Consider the following 17,498-nt stretch of genomic DNA (forward strand, 5'->3'; position numbering starts at 1 on the left):
GGTTCAGGACAACCGCCCTCCCGGCGGAGCACCCCGGCACAATGGATGGCATGCCGATATCCGGGACCCCCAGCCGCGCCGAGCTCGTCGACCATCTCGTGAAGACCCGTATCGCGGGCGACGTCGCGACGCCCCGCGAGAACAACCTCTCCCACTACCGCAAGCTCGCCAACGGCGACCGCAACTTCTGGCTCGGCCTGGAACTCGGCGACCGCTGGACCGACGAGCAGGACGTGCTCGCCGTGATGGCGGAGCGGTGCGGTGTGAACGACGACCCGGAGTATCGCTACGGCCAGGACACCATCGACCCCGAGCTGACCGTCGACGCCCTGGACCGGATGGCGGCGCGGCTGCGCAAGGCGGCGGACGGTGAGCAGCGGGTGCTGTTCGCGACCGGCCACCCCGGCGGCCTGCTCGACGTGCACCGTGCCACCGCCGCCGCGTTGCGCGGCGCCGGCTGCGAGATCGTCGTCATTCCGGACGGGCTGCAGACGGACGAGGGGTACGTCATGCAGTTCGCGGACGTGGCGGTGCTGGAGCACGGGGCCACGCTGTGGCACACCCACTCGGGCGAGCCGATGCGCGCGATCCTCAAGGGCCTGGAGGGCGCGGGCCAACCCCTGCCCGACCTGGTCGTCGCGGACCACGGCTGGGCCGGCTGCGCGGGCCAGCTCGGCATCGACTCCGTCGGCTACGCCGACTGCAACGACCCGGCCCTCTTCCTCGCCGAGTCCGAGGGCACGCTCCAGGTGACGGTCCCCCTCGACGACCACGTCACAAGCCCTCGGTTCTATGACCCGCTGACGGCGTATCTGCTCTCCGCGGCGACCCTGTAGGAACCGGTTCCTGGCCCCCACCGACCCGCCCCGGACGCACAACCCCGGGAACGGCTGGGACGGTAGGGGCGGCGGGGGGCGAAATCCCCTGTCACGGCCAAGGGTTCAGGCCCTCGTGGCGGCGTTGGGCGTAGCCCGGTGTCGGGTCGAGGTAGACGCGGCTCACCACGGGGAACGCCTCTCGTAGTCGGGCCTCCGCCTGTTCGCAGGCCCATTCGATCTGGGCGGCGGTCGAGACGTCCCTGAAGTCGACCTTGGCCGCGACCAGCGCCTCGCGCGGTCCCTGTACGAGGGTCGTGAGCTCCAGTACGGCCTCGACGTGCTCCACGGCGAGCAGTTCGGCCCGGATCCGCTCCCGCATCGGCTTGGGGAGCGGGCGGCCGATCAGCAGCTCGGCGTTGGAGCGGCCGAGGACCCAGGCGACGTACAGCAGGAGGAGCCCGATGCAGAGAGACGCTATGCCGTCCCAGACGCCGGAGCCGGTGAGCTGTCCGCCGAGCAGGCCGCCCGCCGCGAGGACGAGGCCGATCAGGGCGGCCGAGTCCTCCAGGACCACGGCCTTGACGGCGGTGTCCGGGGTGTACCGGAGGTAGCGCTTGAAGGGCGCCCCCACGCGCTCCGCCTCCCCGCGCGCCTGGCGTACGCCGGTGCGCAGGGAGTAGCTCTCCAGCAGGAAGGCGACCGCGAGCACGATGTACGAGACCAGGGGGTCGCCCGGCTCCTCGCCCGCGACGAGGGTGTGGATGCCGTCGTAGAGGGAGAACACCGCGCCGCCGACGAAGGTGGCGACGGCGGCGAGCATCGCCCAGATGTAGCGCTCGGGGCCGTAGCCGAGCGGGTGGTCCTCGTCGGCCGGTTTCTCGCTGCGCTTCAGCGCGGTGAGCAGCAGCAGTTCGGTGACCGTGTCGGCCACCGAGTGCGCGGCCTCGGACAGCATCGCGCTCGATCCGCTGATGACGCCCGCGACCGCCTTGGCCACCGCGATCCCGAGATTGGCGAGGGCGGCGACGATCACCGTGATGGTGCTCTCGCCGCCGCCGTCGTCGTCCTGCCGTCCGGCTCCCGCTTCAGTCATGGCCATGCCCCAGTCTTACCGGGCAGGCCCCCCGTCAGTCTCACCGGGCGGGCCCGGTCCTACCGGGGGATGCGGACCACGCCCTCCTGGATCACCGAGATGGCGAGCCGTCCGTCCTGGGTGTAGATACGGGCCTGGCCGAGGCCGCGGCCTCCGGAGGCGGACGGCGACTCCTGGTCGTACAGCAGCCATTCGTCGGCGCGGAAGGGGCGGTGGAACCACATCGCGTGGTCCAGCGAGGCCCCGACGACGTCCCCGGTCACCCAGCCGCCGCGCCCGTGCGCGAGCAGGATCGAGTCGAGGAGTGTCATGTCGGAGACGTAGGTGGCGAGGACGACGTGGAGGAGGGGATCGTCGGCCAGTTTGCCGTTGGTGCGGAACCACACCTGGGAGTGCGGTTCGCGGGTCTCGCCGACCGTGCCGTACGGAGGCGCGTCGACATAGCGCAGGTCGACGGACTCGCGCGCTTCGAGGAGCCGTTCGACGACGACCGGGTCCTTGATGACATCGGCGTACAGCGGCAGCAGTTCGGCGGCCGTGGGCAGCGTCTCCGGGTCGGGCGCGGGCGGCATCGCGGCTTGGTGCTCCATGCCGTCCTCGTACGTCTGGAAGGACGCGGAGAGGTGGAAGATCGGCTGCCCGTGCTGGATGGCGACGACGCGGCGGGTGGTGAAGGAGCGCCCGTCGCGGATGCGGTCCACCGTGTACACGATGGGTGCGCCGGGGTCCCCCGGACGCAGGAAGTACGCGTGCAGGGAGTGCGCGTGCCGGTCCTCGGGGACCGTACGCCCGGCTGCCACCAGTGCCTGCGCCGCCACCTGCCCGCCGAAGACGCGCGGGACGACGGCGGAGCGGGACTGGCCGCGGAAGATGTCCTGCTCGATCCGCTCCAGGTCGAGCAGATCGAGCAGGGACTCAAGTGCCTGACTCATGCGTCAGTTGTATCCTGCGGTTGTTTCCGGTGATCTTTCGCGGGCCTTACAGGCCCATGTCCTTCGCGATGATCGACTTCATGATCTCGCTGGTGCCGCCGTAGATACGGTTGACGCGGTTGTCCGCGTACAGGCGGGCGATCGGGTACTCGTTCATGAAGCCGTAGCCGCCGTGCAGCTGGAGGCAGCGGTCGATGACGCGGTGCGCGACCTCGGTGGCGAACAGCTTGGCGCTGGCCGCCTCGGCGGGGGTCAGCTCACCGGCGTCCAGGGCCTCGGTGGCCCGGTCGACGACGGCCTCGGCCGCGTCCACCTCGGCCTGGCAGGCGGCCAGTTCGAACTTGGTGTTCTGGAAGGCGGCGACGGGCTGGCCGAAGACGACCCGCTCCTGCACGTACTGCTTGGCGAACCGGACGGCGGCCTTGGCCTGCGCGTACGCGCCGAAGGCGATGCCCCAACGCTCGGAGGCGAGGTTGTGGCCGAGGTAGTAGAAGCCCTTGTTCTCCTCGCCGAGGAGGTCCTCGACCGGGACCTTCACGTCGACGAACGCCAGCTCGGCGGTGTCCGAGGTCTTCAGGCCGAGCTTGTCGAGCTTGCGGCCCACCGAGTAGCCCTCGGCCTTGGTGTCCACCACGAAGAGGGAGATGCCGTGGCGGCGGTCCTCCTTGGTGGGCGCGGAGGTGCGAGCGCAGACGATCATGCGGTCGGCGTGCACGCCACCCGTGATGAAGGTCTTGGCGCCGTTGAGGACGTAGTGCGTGCCGTCCTCGGAGAGCTTGGCGGTGGTCTTCATGCCCGCGAGGTCGGAGCCGGTGCCCGGCTCGGTCATCGCGATGGCCCACATCTCCTCGCCGGAGACGAACTTCGGCAGGAAGCGCTTCTTCTGCTCGTCGGTGGCGAGCAGCTTGATGTAGGGCAGGCCGAGCAGCACGTGCACACCGGAGCCGCCGAAGGAGACACCCGCGCGGGCGGTCTCCTCGTACAGGACGGCCTCGAACTTGTACGAGTCGATGCCCGCGCCGCCGTGCTCCTCGTCCACGCGGATGCCGAAGACGCCGAGCTCGGCGAGCTTGTAGTAGAAGTCGCGCGGCGCCTGGCCCGCGGCGAACCACTCGTCGTAGACGGGAACGACCTCGGCCTCTATGAAGGCCCGCAGGGTCTCCCGGAACGCCTCGTGGTCCTCGTTGAACACCGTACGGCGCACCGCCGGCCCCTCTCTGCGCCTGAACCGGCGCCGCTCTCGCGGATGTGGTTGCCCGCCGTCGGGGTTGCGCAATGAATGGCCGCGGCCCCTTGGCTAAGCGCTTGCTCAGCACTCAGGTTACCCGTCGGTCACGACGACCGTCCAGAGTCATCGGCCGCCCTCCCCCATGACGCTCGTCACGCCCGCCCCGGCCCGGCCGGCCCGGCCGGGCGAGAGCGCGCGAAGGCCGTCGGCCTGTCCCACGATCACGGATCAGGGATCAACGCGCCCATGGACCCCACCACTTGGGCGGCATCGGGTCGGCCGGTGCCGAAGTCGGCTGATCGGGATGGAGGCCGAGCCCGCGCAGGGTGTCGGCGCGCACGCGGACGACGACCGTGCCGTGCCAGTGGCCGTCCGCCCGGACCCCGCACATGAGGTCGATCCGTACATCCCGTACGGCGAAGGGGTCCCAGTCGATGCCCCGGTCACGCAGTCAAACCGCCATCAGCCGCCCCGGCCGCGGGCAGCCGGGGACGTTCTCGAAGCGGAAGAGGGCTACCCAGTCGGAAGCCTGTTCGCTCACGGCCATGTCTCCGTTCATGGCCGCCATCATGGCGCAGGGAGCAGAGCCGCCGCTCGCACAAAAACCCGTACGCACAAGAGCCCGCAGCCACAAGGGCCCGCAAGCACAAATTGTCCGGATCAAAGACCCGGATCAAAGACCCGGATCAAAGAGCGGCGTCCCCGGCCGCCGCCGCGAAGGCGCCCCGCGCCATCCGGTGCAGCAGGGCCGCCGTCACACCGCGCCCCGGCAGCGCCCCCGGCCGCCCGAGGTGGGGTGTCGAGTTCAGGAGGCCGAAGACCGAGTGCACCGCCGAGCGGGCGGTGGGCTCGGTGAGGGCCGGATACACCTCGCGGACGACCTCCACCCACAGCTCGACGTACTGCCGCTGCAGCTGTCGTACGAGCTTGCGGTCGCTGTCCCGCAGGCGGTCCAGCTCGCGGTCGTGCAGGGTGATCAGGGGACGGTCGTCGAGCGCGAAGTCGATGTGCCCCTCGACGAGCGAGTCGAGGACCGCCTCCGCACCCCCGTCGGCCTCCGCCACCCGGCGCTTGCCGCCGGTGAGCAGCTGCCCGCTGATCCCCACCAGCAGCTCGGCGAGCATCGCGTCCTTGCCCGCGAAGTGCCGGTACAGACCGGGGCCGCTGATGCCGACCGCCGCTCCTATCTCGTCCACCCCGACGCCGTGGAAGCCGCGCTCGGCGAAGAGCCGGGCAGCCTCCCGGAGGATCTGCTCGCGTCGGGTGGGGGCGTCGGTTCTCGTGGCCATGGAAGCAATTCTAGACAGGGAGGTTAGCGGTCGTTAACCTGGACGACATGCGTTAACGCTCATTAACTGGTGGACCACTGGTGAGGGGACCGCGGGACATGCACGAAGCACCGGAGCTGACGAGCGCGGCAGATCCCGCGTCGGAGGCCTGGCGGGACAACGAGGCGGCTCATCGCGCCCTCGGCGAGGAGCTGCGCGCCAAGCTCGCCGAGGCACGCCTCGGGGGCGGTGAGCGGGCCCGGGAGCGCCACACCGCGCGCGGGAAGCTGCTTCCGCGCGAGCGCGTGGACACGCTCCTCGACCCGGGCTCGCCCTTCCTGGAGCTGGCCCCACTGGCCGCCCACGGGATGTACGACGGGCAGGCCCCGGCCGCGGGGGTGATCGCCGGGATCGGCAGGGTCAGCGGCCGCGAGTGCGTGATCGTCGCCAACGACGCCACCGTCAAGGGCGGCACGTACTACCCGATGACCGTGAAGAAGCACCTGCGCGCCCAGGAGGTGGCGCTCGAGAACCGCCTCCCCTGTGTCTATCTCGTCGACTCCGGAGGCGCCTTCCTGCCCATGCAGGACGAGGTCTTCCCGGACCGCGAGCACTTCGGGCGGATCTTCTACAACCAGGCGCGGATGTCGGGGGCGGGGATCCCGCAGATCGCCGCGGTCCTCGGGTCGTGCACGGCCGGCGGCGCGTATGTCCCGGCGATGAGCGACGAGGCCGTGATCGTGCGCAATCAGGGCACGATCTTCCTCGGCGGGCCCCCGTTGGTGAAGGCCGCCACCGGCGAGGTCGTCACCGCCGAGGAGCTGGGCGGCGGCGAGGTCCACGCACGTGTGTCGGGCGTCACCGACCACCTCGCGGAGGACGACGCGCACGCGCTGCGGATCGTACGGAACATCGCGGCCACGCTCCCCGCGCGCGGGCCCCTCCCCTGGGCCGTCGAGCAGTCCGTCGAGCCCAAGGTGGATCCGTACGGGCTCTACGGCGCGGTGCCCGTCGACTCCCGCACCCCCTACGACGTACGCGAGGTCATCGCGCGCGTGGTGGACGGTTCGCGCTTCGCCGAGTTCAAGGCGGAGTTCGGGCAGACCCTGGTCACGGGCTTCGCCCGCATCCACGGACACCCGGTCGGGATCGTCGCCAACAACGGCATCCTGTTCTCCGAGTCCGCCCAGAAGGGCGCCCACTTCATCGAGCTGTGCGACCAGCGCGGCATCCCCCTGGTGTTCCTGCAGAACATCTCGGGCTTCATGGTGGGGCGTCAGTACGAGGCCGGTGGCATCGCCAAGCACGGCGCCAAGATGGTCACGGCCGTCGCCTGCACCCGCGTGCCCAAGCTGACCGTGGTGATCGGCGGTTCGTACGGCGCGGGCAACTACTCGATGTGCGGCCGGGCGTACTCGCCGCGCTTCCTGTGGATGTGGCCCGGCGCCAAGATCTCCGTGATGGGCGGCGAGCAGGCCGCGTCCGTCCTCGCGACCGTCAAGCGCGACCAACTGGAGGCGCGCGGGGACTCCTGGCCCGCCGAGGACGAGGACGCCTTCAAGGCCCCGATCCGCGCCCAGTACGAGCGGCAGGGCAGCGCCTACTACGCGACGGCCCGCCTCTGGGACGACGGCGTGATCGACCCGCTGGAGACCCGGCAGGTGCTGGGTCTCGCACTGACCGCCTGCGCCAACGCGCCACTGGGCGACCCCCAGTTCGGCGTCTTCCGGATGTGATGAGGGTGCCCGAGATGTTCGACACAGTCCTTGTGGCCAACCGGGGCGAGATCGCCGTACGCGTCATCCGCACCCTGCGCGCTCTCGGCGTGCGCTCGGTCGCCGTCTTCTCCGACGCGGACGCCGACGCCCGGCATGTGCGCGAGGCGGACACGGCGGTACGGATCGGTCCCGCGCCGGCCGCCGAGAGCTATCTGTCGGTGGAGCGGCTCCTCGAAGCCGCCGCTCGCAGCGGGGCCCAGGCGGTGCACCCCGGGTACGGCTTCCTCGCCGAGAACGCCTCGTTCGCGCGCGCGTGCGCCGAGGCCGGGCTCGTCTTCATCGGCCCGCCCGCGGACGCGATCGCGCTGATGGGCGACAAGATCCGCGCCAAGGAGACGGTGAAGGCGGCCGGGGTCCCGGTCGTCCCCGGCTCGTCCGGCAGCGGCCTCACGGACGCCCAGCTGGCCGAGGCCGCACGGGAGATCGGCATGCCCGTGCTGCTCAAGCCGTCGGCGGGCGGTGGCGGCAAGGGCATGCGGCTGGTGCGGGACGCGTCGGCGCTGGGCGAGGAGATCGCCGCCGCCCGCCGCGAGGCCCGCGCCTCCTTCGGCGACGACACCCTCCTCGTCGAGCGCTGGGTCGACCGCCCCCGGCACATCGAGATCCAGGTCCTGGCCGACGGCCACGGCAACGTCGTCCACCTGGGCGAGCGCGAGTGCTCCCTCCAGCGCCGCCACCAGAAGATCATCGAGGAGGCGCCGAGCGTGCTCCTCGACGCCGGCACCCGCGCCGCGATGGGCGAGGCGGCCGTCCAGGCGGCCCGCTCCTGCGGGTACGAGGGCGCGGGCACGGTCGAGTTCATCGTCCCCGGCTCCGACCCGTCGTCGTACTACTTCATGGAGATGAACACCCGCCTCCAGGTGGAGCACCCGGTCACCGAACTGATCACGGGGCTCGACCTGGTGGAGTGGCAGCTGCGGGTCGCCGCGGGCGAGCGACTGCCGTACGGGCAGGAGGACATCACCCTCACCGGGCACGCGGTGGAGGCACGCATCTGCGCCGAGGACCCCGCACGCGGCTTCCTGCCGTCCGGCGGCACGGTGCTCGCCCTGCACGAACCCCAGGGCGACGGCGTGCGCACCGACTCGGGGCTGAGCGAGGGCACGGAGGTCGGTTCGCTCTACGACCCGATGCTGTCCAAGGTCATCGCCTACGGGCCGGACCGCGCGACCGCGCTGCGGAAGCTGCGCGCCGCCCTCGCGGAGACGGTCACGCTCGGTGTGCAGACCAACGCCGGGTTCCTGCGACGGCTGCTGGCCCATCCGGCCGTGGTGGCGGGGGACCTCGACACCGGGTTGGTGGAGCGGGAGGCGGAGGAACTGCTCGCCGGCTCCGGCGACGTACCGGAGGAGGTGTACGACGCCGCTGCCGCGGTACGGCTGTCGTCGCTGGCCCCGGCGGAGGGCGGCTGGACCGATCCCTTCTCGGTGCCGAGTGGCTGGCGCCTGGGCGGCGAGCCCGCACCCGTGGTCTTCCACCTGCGCGCGCCGGGACTCGAACCCGTCGCTCACCGTCCGCGAGGCACGAGCACCGTCACCCCCGGCCGGGTCTCCGTCACCCTCGACGGCGTACGCCACACCTTCCATCGCGCCGGCGACTGGCTCGGCCGCGAGGGTGACGCCTGGCACGTGCGCGACCACGACCCCGTGGCCGCCTCCCTCAGCGGCGCGGCGCACGCCGGGGTGGACTCGCTCACCGCGCCCATGCCCGGCACGGTGACCGTCGTGAAGGTGGCCGTGGGCGACGAAGTGGCCGCGGGACAGAGCCTGTTGGTCGTCGAGGCGATGAAGATGGAGCACGTCATCTCCGCCCCGCACGCCGGGACCGTCAGCGAGCTGGACGTCACTCCGGGCGCCACGGTCGCCATGGACCAGGTGCTGGCCGTGATCACGCCGTACGAGGAGACGACACCGTCCGAGGAGACGACATGAGCACCCCCGAACTCGGCCTCCCGATGGTCGTACCGGCCCCGGACCTGCCCGCGCGGGTGCGGATCTACGAGGTCGGCGCGCGCGACGGGCTGCAGAACGAGAAGGCGACCGTGCCGACGGAGGTCAAGGCCGAGTTCGTCCGGCGCCTCGCGGACTCGGGCCTGACCACCATCGAGGCCACCAGCTTCGTCCACCCCAAGTGGGTGCCCCAGCTGGCGGACGCGGAGCAGCTGTTCCCGCTCGTGAGCGACCTGGGCAGGTCCTCGGGGGTCCACCTCCCGGTCCTCGTGCCCAACGAACGGGGTCTGGACCGGGCGCTGGCCCTCGGCGCCCGCCATGTCGCCCTGTTCGCCAGCGCGACGGAGTCCTTCGCGAAGGCGAACCTCAACCGGACCGTCGACGAGTCCCTGGCCATGTTCGAGCCGGTGGTGTCCCGGGCCAAGGCGGACAAGGTGCACGTCCGCAGCTACATCTCGATGTGTTTCGGCGACCCGTGGGAGGGGCCCGTACCCATCCACCAGGTCGTACGCGTCTGCAAGGCCCTGATGGACATGGGCTGCGACGAACTGAGCCTCGGCGACACGATCGGCGTGGCGACACCGGGTCATGTGCAGACCCTCCTCGCCGAGCTGAACGAGGAGGGCGTGCCGACCAGCGCGCTCGGTGTGCACTTCCACGACACCTACGGCCAGGCGCTCACCAACACCCTGGCCGCCCTCCAGCACGGCGTCACCACCGTCGACGCCTCCGCGGGCGGCCTCGGCGGCTGCCCCTACGCCAAGTCCGCCACCGGCAACCTCGCCACCGAAGACCTCGTATGGATGCTCCAGGGCCTCGGCATCGACACCGGTGTCGACCTCGCCCGCCTCACCGCCACCAGCGTGTGGATGGCCGAGCGACTGGGCCGACCCAGCCCGTCCCGCACGGTCAAAGCCCTCTCCCACAAGGAATGATCCCCATGTCCCTGGACCACCGCCTCTCCCCCGAACTCGAAGAACTCCGCCGTACGGTCGAGGAGTTCGCCCACGACGTCGTGGCCCCGAAGATCGGCGACTTCTACGAGCGGCACGAGTTCCCGTACGAGATCGTGCGGGAGATGGGCCGCATGGGCCTGTTCGGACTGCCCTTCCCCGAGGAGTACGGCGGCATGGGCGGCGACTATCTCGCCCTCGGGATCGCCCTGGAGGAGCTCGCCCGGGTGGACTCCTCCGTCGCCATCACCCTGGAGGCGGGCGTCTCGCTCGGCGCGATGCCGATCCACCTCTTCGGCACGGAGGCCCAGAAGCGGGAGTGGCTCCCCCGTCTCTGCTCCGGCGAGATCCTCGGCGCCTTCGGCCTGACGGAGCCGGACGGCGGCTCGGACGCCGGCGCGACCCGCACGACCGCCCGTCTGGACCCGGACACGAACGAATGGGTCATCAACGGCAGCAAGTGCTTCATCACCAACTCCGGCACGGACATCACGGGCCTGGTCACGGTCACCGCGGTCACCGGTCGCAAGTCCGACGGCAAGCCGCTGATCTCCGCGATCATCGTCCCGTCCGGCACCCCCGGCTTCACGGTCGCCGCCCCGTACTCGAAGGTCGGCTGGAACGCCTCCGACACCCGTGAGCTGTCCTTCGCCGACGTCCGCGTCCCGGCCGCGAACCTGCTCGGCGAGGAGGGCCGCGGCTACGCCCAGTTCCTGCGCATCCTGGACGAGGGCCGTATCGCCATCGCGGCCCTGGCCACCGGGCTCGCGCAGGGCTGCGTCGACGAGTCGGTGAAGTACGCCAAGGAGCGACACGCGTTCGGGCGCCCGATCGGCGCGAACCAGGCCATCCAGTTCAAGATCGCCGACATGGAGATGAAGGCCCACATGGCCCGCGTCGGCTGGCGCGACGCCGCGTCCCGCCTCGTCGCGGGCGAGCCCTTCAAGAAGGAGGCGGCGGTCGCCAAGCTCTACTCCTCCACCATCGCCGTCGACAACGCCCGCGACGCCACCCAGGTCCACGGCGGCTACGGCTTCATGAACGAGTACCCGGTGGCCCGCATGTGGCGCGACTCCAAGATCCTGGAGATCGGCGAGGGCACGAGCGAGGTACAGCGGATGCTGATCGCTAGGGAGCTGGGGCTGACGGGCTGAGCTCTTGTTGTAACCCGGTCGCCGCGGCAGGCGGGAGAACCTGCCGCGCAAGTGGGCCGTGCGCGAACCGCGACCACCGGGTCCTGGACGCCCTCCGTCCTTGCGCGCAGCCAGACTTCGGAACCGACTCGTCCTGGAAGTTGACGGTGGGGTGGGCCATGGGAATGGTCGAGGGGCTCTGGAAGGCCAGGGAGATGCCGCTCCGTGACGGCCTGTACCGGCCGGACGACACCGGCTTGGAGTTGCATGTTGACGGTCCGGGGACGTACCACCCGGATGCCGGGCAGCCGATTCCCTTCCGTATCGGAGGACCGTTCGATGTGGCCCAGGCCGTTGAGGAGCACGGCATCGACGAGGTGGACACATACTTCGAGAGCCCGCTGCCGGACGGAGCAGGATGGATGTCCGGTGGGGGCGGCGGGATGGGGAACATCGGCTACCTCGCCCGTCTGAACGCCGACCGCTCGTTGCAGTGGGTCGCCGTGATGTTCCACTCCAACCCGTTCGTCGGAGTGCGCTACCAGGGCATGAGCGCCGTCTTCACCAACGATTGGGGGAATCGGCTGGTGCTCGGCCTTACGAACCCTGCTCTTTCCTGACCCCGCCACCTGTTCCTCACCTTGTGTGCCGGGCACTCAAGGAGTTCAGGAGGGCGGCTCCGCGTTCGGCGTCGTCAACACTCACGGCAAATTCCCTGCCCCTGGAAGGGTGGATGACCAGGCACTCGCCACCGCGCAGCATCACGGTGGTTCCCCGCCCGCTCAGTCGGTAGCCCCATCCGCCGACCTGGGCGGGCGTGCGGATCTCGACGCGTGCCGACTCGATGCCCTCGGCGGCCCAGTGTCGTGTCGGCCAGCCGAAGGGACCGAAGGCGACGTCCAGACCTCGCTCGCTGACTCGCGCCCGCACCGAGGAGCAGTCGAGGACCAGAAGGGACGCACCTGCGAAGGGCGCGGCCGCCAGCAGGAACGGAAGGTCCGTCAGACCCGCGAGCGCCGACACGACGACGGCGACCGCGAGCAGCCCGGTCAGGGCGGCGAGCGCATGGAGCCAGGAGTTCGACGTGCGGGCGAGCCATACGACCCGCTGCCCGGCGGGAATGTCCAGGGTCGGGCCGTCCGCCGCGGGCCGGGGTTCGTCCGGCGCCCGGCGCGCGGCCAGCAGTCCGGCCGCGCCCGCCGCGGCCGCCACCACGAGCGTGCCCACGACCCCGCTCGTCACCGATCCCGCCTCGTGCCAGTCCGCGCGGTCCAGATTCGCCCGTACGACCGACGCCTGCCCGCCGAGCAGTGTCACACCGCCGAAGCCGAGGACCGCAGCCGCCCACCCTGGTACGCCGCGACCGGCCCCTGCCCGGCGCAGCGTCAGCACGACGACGAACGCCAGGACACCCCAGATCAGCGCGGGGAAGAGTGCCGCGCCCCAGAGCGGCATGGAGTCGTCGGGCCTGCCCGAGCCGGCTTCCCAGTGGGTCGCCAGTCGGTCCGGGAGCCGGCCGCTCGCGGCCAACGGCAACGCCACCAAAAGGGCCAGGACGCCGACACCCCAGCCGACCGCGCCCCACGCCGCTCCGCTCTTGCGCCCCTGCTCGGTCACGAGATCCCCCTGATCATGTCGATGAGGTCGTTCTTGCTGTAGCCGAGGTGCGCCGCGTCGGTCACCAGGTCGTGTACGCGGTGCAGCAGGACGGAGCGCTGGTCCGCCCCGTCGGCCACCGTCACACCCCGGCCCCGCCGGAACTCCAACACCCCTTCGTCGCGCAGCGCCCGAAGGCCCCGTAGAACCGTGTTGACGTTCACATCCAGGGCCTGGGAAAGATCCCGGGCCGGGGGAAGGCGGTCTCCCGGCCCGCACTCGCCCTCGGCGATGGCGCGCCGGATCGCGCCGGCCACCTGCTCGTGCAGGGGGCGACTGTCCGCGGTGTTCAGCCTCAACAGCATGGTGCTAGTGAAGATAGCACCAACTGCTTGAAGTGGGGGCGCGGTTCGAGACAAACGATGCGGCGACACCACCGCACACTTTGCCCCCTTCGACACCTCGGACACCCGAAACAACCCGAAGCACCTGACAAAATCGTCGACAATCTAGTCGACATGTCTTGCGCCGAGATTGTCGCCGGGCTACGTTCCTTCGCCGTACCGCCCCCGCGAAGCCGGAGCCGCGGAAGGAGGCGAGGGAGGGGTCCGTCGGCGGCGGGGCGAGGTGACCAGCCGTCAGGGGGCCTCGCCGCGCCCCCACTCGCCCCACTGGCCACGGCCGCGAGCCGATCCGCGCGGCCCACCGCGGTGTCCCCTCGGTCTGCCGACCGTTGCGTTCGCGTACTCGCCGCACCGCACCACCCCGCACGTTCCGCGCAAGCCGTCGATCGCCCAACGAATGGAGACCGAGCATGGCCACGCTGTCCAGATGGTGTCGGTGGAAGTCGGCCGTCTTCATGGCCACCCTCGCGACCGCCCTCGCGCTCGTGACCGGCGTGAGCGTGGCACTCGCGGCCGGCGCGACCGGCGCGACCGGTGGCGCGCAAGCCGCTTCCGCCGCCGTCTCCGCCGCCCAGGTCGCCAAGCCCGCCACCACGGCCAGCGGCACCTCCTCCGGCATCGCGCCCGCCATGTCCTGCGCCGGCCTCACCTCACTGGACCTCGCCGCCGCCGTCCCCGGCGTGCCCTTCGAGGTCACCTCGGCCACGGAGCTGGCCGCGGGCAGCAACACCCTGGGCAACTGGGCTGCCTGTGATGTGAAGGGCGTGATCGCCCCGCAGATCCACTTCGAGATCAAGCTGCCCGAGACCGGCTGGCAGGCCAACTACCTCCAGGTCGGCTGCGGCGGCCTCTGCGGCAACGTGAACGTGGGCAACGCCCCCGCCTCGGCCGGCTGCGTACCGCTGACCAGCGGCGCCTTCGCCGTCGCCTCCAGCGACGAGGGCCACTACCAGGGCGGCGGCCTGTTCTCCGCCGACCCGACGCTGCGCGCCGACTTCGGCTACAAGTCCGACCACCAGCTCGCCCAGGCGGCCAAGGCCGTCATCGAGCGGTACTACGGACGGGCCGCCGACCACGCGTACTTCGACGGCTGCTCGCAGGGCGGCCACCAGGCCCTGACGGAGGCCCAGCGCTACCCGACCGACTTCGACGGCATCATCGCCGGGGCCCCGGCCAACAACTTCACCGCGCTGAACACCTTCTCGCACGCCTGGACCGCCCAGTCCGTCTACCTCGGCGGCGGCCCGGCCACGATCACCAACGCCGACCTCCCGGACCTCCACGCGGCCGTGCTCAAGGGCTGCGGCGCTCCCGCGGACGGGATCATCGCCGACCCGCTGAGCTGTACGTGGGACCCGGCGACCATCCGGTGCGAGGCCGGGCAGACCTCCACGAGCGCCGACTACTGCCTGACCGCGGACCAGGTCACCACCCTGCGCCGGATCTACGCGGGACCGACCGACGAGAACGGCAAGCTGCTGTACCCGGGTTACCAGCTGCGCGGCTCCGAGCTGAACTGGGCCGGGATCATCACGCCGGCCACGGCCACCGGCGCCTCCGGCGACATCAGCTTCGTCCGCGAGACCCTCCGGTACCAGATCTTCGACAGCCCGCGGCCGACGCTGACGTACAAGGACGTCAAGTTCACCGCGGCCTCCTACAAGACGGTCATGGCCCCCAACGAGGGCATGTACGACGCGACCGACCCGGACCTGAAGGCGTTCAAGGCGGCCGGCGGCAGGCTGATCCTCTGGCACGGCCTGGGCGACCAGCACATCCCGGCGGTCGGAACCATGGCGTACTACAAGGCGGTCGAGAAGGTCATGGGCGGCAGCGCGGCCACGGAGGGCTTCGCCCGGCTGTTCCTGCTCCCCGGCGTCGCGCACTGCGGCGGCGGCCAGGGCCCGGACACCTTCGACGCGCTGACCGCGATGACCGACTGGGTCACCAAGGGCGAGGCCCCGAGCAGCCTGACGACCAGGTCCGTGAACAGCGGCGGGAGCACCACCGCCACCCGTCCCGTCTATCCCTTCCCCTACGTCGCCGAGAACACCACGGGCGGCCCGGCGGACGACGCGGGCAGTTACACGCCCGTCAGGTCCACCGCCGAGGCCAACCTGACGCTGAACCGGCTCGGTTCCTTCCGTTCCGGCTACGAGACCGTCGGCAACTGGGTGCGCGGCGAGTGGGTGGTGTCCAAGGGCAAGGCCTGACCGCCCGTCGGCACACGGGCGGCCCACAGGTTGGGGCGGTCGGCGCCCGCCCCCTGGACAAGTAGTGAGGTTAGGCTAACCTACCTTCGAACTTGTCCGGCGGGCGCTACCGCCCCGTGCCGAAAGCAGCCACACACATGTCCAACGCCCGTGCCACCCACCTCACCCGACGCGGCGTCCTCGCCGCCGGCGGCGCCCTCGGTCTCGGTGCCGTCCTCGCCGCCTGTGGCGACGACGACGGCAAAAGCGGTGGCTCGGAGTCGACGAAGGCCGCCGCCGCCAAGTCCGGTCCCTGGACCTTCAAGGACGACCGCGGCACGACGGTGAAGCTGGACAAGGTCCCGGCGAACATCGTCGCCTTCACCGGTGTCGCCGCCGCCCTCCACGACTACGGCGTCGAGGTCAAGGGCGTCTTCGGCCCGACCACGACCAAGGACGGCAAGGCCGACGTCCAGGCCGGCGACATGGACGTCAGCAAGCTGACCGTCCTCGGCAACGAGTGGGGCCAGTTCAACATCGAGAAGTACGCGGCCCTCGCGCCCGACGTGCTGATCTCCACCATGTTCGACTCCGCGGGCACCCTCTGGTACGTCCCCGAGGAGTCCAAGGCGAAGATCCTCAAGCTCGCCCCGAGCGTCGGCATCTCCGTCTACGACCGTCAGATGCCCGTGTCGTTGCAGCGCATGCTCGCGCTCGCCGTGTCGCTGGGCGCCGACGAGAAGTCCGCCAGGATCGCCGAGGCCAAGAAGAAGTTCGAGACGGCCGCGGAGCGGCTGCGCACGGCGGCCAAGGCCCGCCCCGAGATCAAGGTGCTCGCCGGTTCCGCGAGCCAGGACATCTTCTACGTCTCCGGCTCGAACCTCTCCATCGACCTGGAGTACTTCAAGGCGCTCGGCGTGAACATCGTCGAGCCCTCCGCCAAGGCCCTGAAGGCCAGCGGCGGCTGGTTCGAGAACCTGAGCTGGGAGAACGTCGACAAGTACCCGGCGGACGTCATCATCATGGACGACCGCAGCGCGACCATCCAGCCGGCCGACATCACCGAGGCCACCTGGAAGAAGCTGCCCGCGGTGAAGGCCGGCCAGGTCATCGCCCGCTCCCCCGAGCCGATCGTGTCGTACGACAAGTGCACCCCGCTCCTCGACAACCTCGCCGAGGCGATCGAGAAGGCCAAGAAGGTCGCCTGACACCCCCCGACGTGACCACCTGACGATGACTCAGGAGCACTTATGACGACGGCCACAGCCGCCCCGTTCCGTTTCTTCTCCCTCCAGGTCGTACGGACGAGGCGGCTCGGCCCGTCGCTGGTCCGGATCACCTTCGCCGGTGACGACCTGGCGGCCTTCGCCTCCCACGGCCGGGACCAGAGCCTCTCCCTCTTCCTGCCGCACCCCGGCCAGACCGAGCCCGCCGTCCCCTACGAGCTGGGCGACAGCTGGTGGCAGGGCTGGCGCGAACTCCCGGACGACGTGCGGGCGGTGATGCGCTCGTACACGCTGCGGGCGCTGCGCCCAGACGCCCGGGGCCGTACGAGTGAGATCGACATCGACTTCGTCCTGCACGGCGTGGAGCCGGACGCCGAGGTCCCCGCGGGTCCCGCGTCCCGGTGGGCCTCCCGCGCGACCGCCGGTGACCGCGTCGTACTGCTCGGCCCGGCGGTCGAGGACAACCGGGCGATCCGCTTCCGGCCGCCCGCCGACACCGACCTGGTCGTCCTGTGGGCGGACGAGACCGCTCTGCCCGCCGCCTCCGCGATCCTCGAGTCCCTTCCCGCCGACACCCGCGTCCGCGCCTGGCTGGAGGTTCAACACGCCGAGGACGTCCAGGACCTGCTGGTCACCGCCGAGGCGGAGATCACCTGGCTCGTGCGCGACGACGGGGCCCCCATGGCCGTCGACGCGGTACGGGCCGCCCGGCTTCCACCCACCGAGCGCCCGTACGCCTGGATCGCGGGCGAGTCCGGGTGCGTGAAGGAGATGCGCCGCCATCTCGTGCGCGAGCGCGGCATCGACCGCAGGCGGGTCACCTTCGTCGGCTACTGGCGGCGCGGGCTGACCGAGGAGCAACTGCGCGAACAGGACTGACCGTTCGCGAGAAGTCACAGGTGGGGCGGGGTCGCAGATCAACTTAGGT

16 protein-coding genes are annotated in these 17,498 nt (G+C 70.9%); 9 read left to right on the top strand and 7 right to left on the bottom strand.

Annotated elements, in window-relative coordinates:
- The first annotated feature begins 50 nt into the window (after window positions 1–50).
- Window positions 51–836, top strand: a complete 786-nt coding sequence (locus FNV62_RS20470; protein ID WP_143601715.1) for a phosphatase — start codon at window positions 51–53, stop codon at window positions 834–836.
- Between the two features lie 91 nt (window positions 837–927).
- Here the strand turns inward: FNV62_RS20470 and FNV62_RS20475 are convergent, their stop codons facing one another.
- The 5 genes from FNV62_RS20475 to FNV62_RS20495 form a co-directional block, all read right to left on the bottom strand.
- A complete protein-coding gene (locus FNV62_RS20475) occupies window positions 928–1,917 on the bottom strand; it encodes a cation diffusion facilitator family transporter (RefSeq protein WP_373559485.1) in 990 nt (329 codons plus the stop codon).
- Between the two features lie 53 nt (window positions 1,918–1,970).
- Window positions 1,971–2,843: an acyl-CoA thioesterase II gene (gene tesB / locus FNV62_RS20480; RefSeq protein ID WP_144315496.1), complete on the bottom strand. Its 873-nt coding sequence runs from the start codon at window positions 2,841–2,843 to the stop codon at window positions 1,971–1,973.
- Between the two features lie 46 nt (window positions 2,844–2,889).
- Window positions 2,890–4,047 carry an acyl-CoA dehydrogenase family protein gene (locus FNV62_RS20485; RefSeq protein ID WP_054232884.1) on the bottom strand — a complete coding sequence of 386 codons (1,158 nt, stop codon included), beginning with the start codon at window positions 4,045–4,047 and terminating at the stop codon, window positions 2,890–2,892.
- Window positions 4,048–4,306: 259 nt separating this feature from the next.
- Complete coding sequence (locus FNV62_RS20490; protein WP_164657572.1) at window positions 4,307–4,462, bottom strand: hypothetical protein; 156 nt, start codon at window positions 4,460–4,462, stop codon at window positions 4,307–4,309.
- Between the two features lie 295 nt (window positions 4,463–4,757).
- A complete protein-coding gene (locus FNV62_RS20495) occupies window positions 4,758–5,360 on the bottom strand; it encodes a TetR/AcrR family transcriptional regulator (protein WP_054232883.1) in 603 nt (200 codons plus the stop codon).
- 98 nt (window positions 5,361–5,458) lie between these two features.
- Between FNV62_RS20495 and FNV62_RS20500 the strand changes: the two genes are divergently transcribed.
- From FNV62_RS20500 to FNV62_RS20520, 5 genes are all read left to right on the top strand, one after another.
- Window positions 5,459–7,075 (top strand): carboxyl transferase domain-containing protein, encoded by a 1,617-nt coding sequence (locus FNV62_RS20500; RefSeq protein WP_143608181.1) that lies wholly within the window; start codon window positions 5,459–5,461, stop codon window positions 7,073–7,075.
- A gap of 14 nt (window positions 7,076–7,089) precedes the next feature.
- Window positions 7,090–9,048, top strand: a complete 1,959-nt coding sequence (locus FNV62_RS20505) for an acetyl/propionyl/methylcrotonyl-CoA carboxylase subunit alpha (RefSeq protein WP_144315497.1) — start codon at window positions 7,090–7,092, stop codon at window positions 9,046–9,048.
- Window positions 9,045–10,001 (top strand): hydroxymethylglutaryl-CoA lyase, encoded by a 957-nt coding sequence (locus FNV62_RS20510; RefSeq protein ID WP_054232881.1) that lies wholly within the window; start codon window positions 9,045–9,047, stop codon window positions 9,999–10,001. Before FNV62_RS20505 ends, FNV62_RS20510 begins: the two co-directional genes overlap by 4 nt.
- A gap of 11 nt (window positions 10,002–10,012) precedes the next feature.
- Window positions 10,013–11,173 (top strand): acyl-CoA dehydrogenase family protein, encoded by a 1,161-nt coding sequence (locus FNV62_RS20515; RefSeq protein ID WP_054232901.1) that lies wholly within the window; start codon window positions 10,013–10,015, stop codon window positions 11,171–11,173.
- A 158-nt stretch (window positions 11,174–11,331) separates the two neighbouring features.
- Window positions 11,332–11,772 (top strand): hypothetical protein, encoded by a 441-nt coding sequence (locus FNV62_RS20520; protein ID WP_143601718.1) that lies wholly within the window; start codon window positions 11,332–11,334, stop codon window positions 11,770–11,772.
- A gap of 16 nt (window positions 11,773–11,788) precedes the next feature.
- On the opposite strand, the gene FNV62_RS20525 is transcribed toward FNV62_RS20520, so the two are convergent.
- Window positions 11,789–12,769, bottom strand: coding sequence for a DUF1648 domain-containing protein (locus FNV62_RS20525; protein WP_144315498.1), 981 nt, complete (start codon window positions 12,767–12,769; stop codon window positions 11,789–11,791).
- On the bottom strand, window positions 12,766–13,113 hold the full coding sequence (locus tag FNV62_RS20530) for a GntR family transcriptional regulator (protein ID WP_054232879.1): 348 nt from the start codon (window positions 13,111–13,113) through the stop codon (window positions 12,766–12,768). Before FNV62_RS20530 ends, FNV62_RS20525 begins: the two co-directional genes overlap by 4 nt.
- Before the next feature lie 449 nt (window positions 13,114–13,562).
- Here FNV62_RS20530 and FNV62_RS20535 point away from each other — a divergent pair, with 449 nt between their 5' ends.
- From FNV62_RS20535 to FNV62_RS20545, 3 genes are all read left to right on the top strand, one after another.
- On the top strand, window positions 13,563–15,365 hold the full coding sequence (locus FNV62_RS20535) for a tannase/feruloyl esterase family alpha/beta hydrolase (RefSeq protein WP_144315499.1): 1,803 nt from the start codon (window positions 13,563–13,565) through the stop codon (window positions 15,363–15,365).
- Between the two features lie 137 nt (window positions 15,366–15,502).
- A complete protein-coding gene (locus FNV62_RS20540; RefSeq protein ID WP_143601721.1) occupies window positions 15,503–16,552 on the top strand; it encodes an ABC transporter substrate-binding protein in 1,050 nt (349 codons plus the stop codon).
- A gap of 42 nt (window positions 16,553–16,594) precedes the next feature.
- Window positions 16,595–17,449: a siderophore-interacting protein gene (locus tag FNV62_RS20545; RefSeq protein ID WP_144315500.1), complete on the top strand. Its 855-nt coding sequence runs from the start codon at window positions 16,595–16,597 to the stop codon at window positions 17,447–17,449.
- Window positions 17,450–17,498: the final 49 nt, after the last annotated feature.

Source organism: Streptomyces sp. RLB3-17 (assembly GCF_007113425.2).
Taxonomy (GTDB): Bacteria; Actinomycetota; Actinomycetes; order Streptomycetales; family Streptomycetaceae; genus Streptomyces; species Streptomyces mirabilis_D.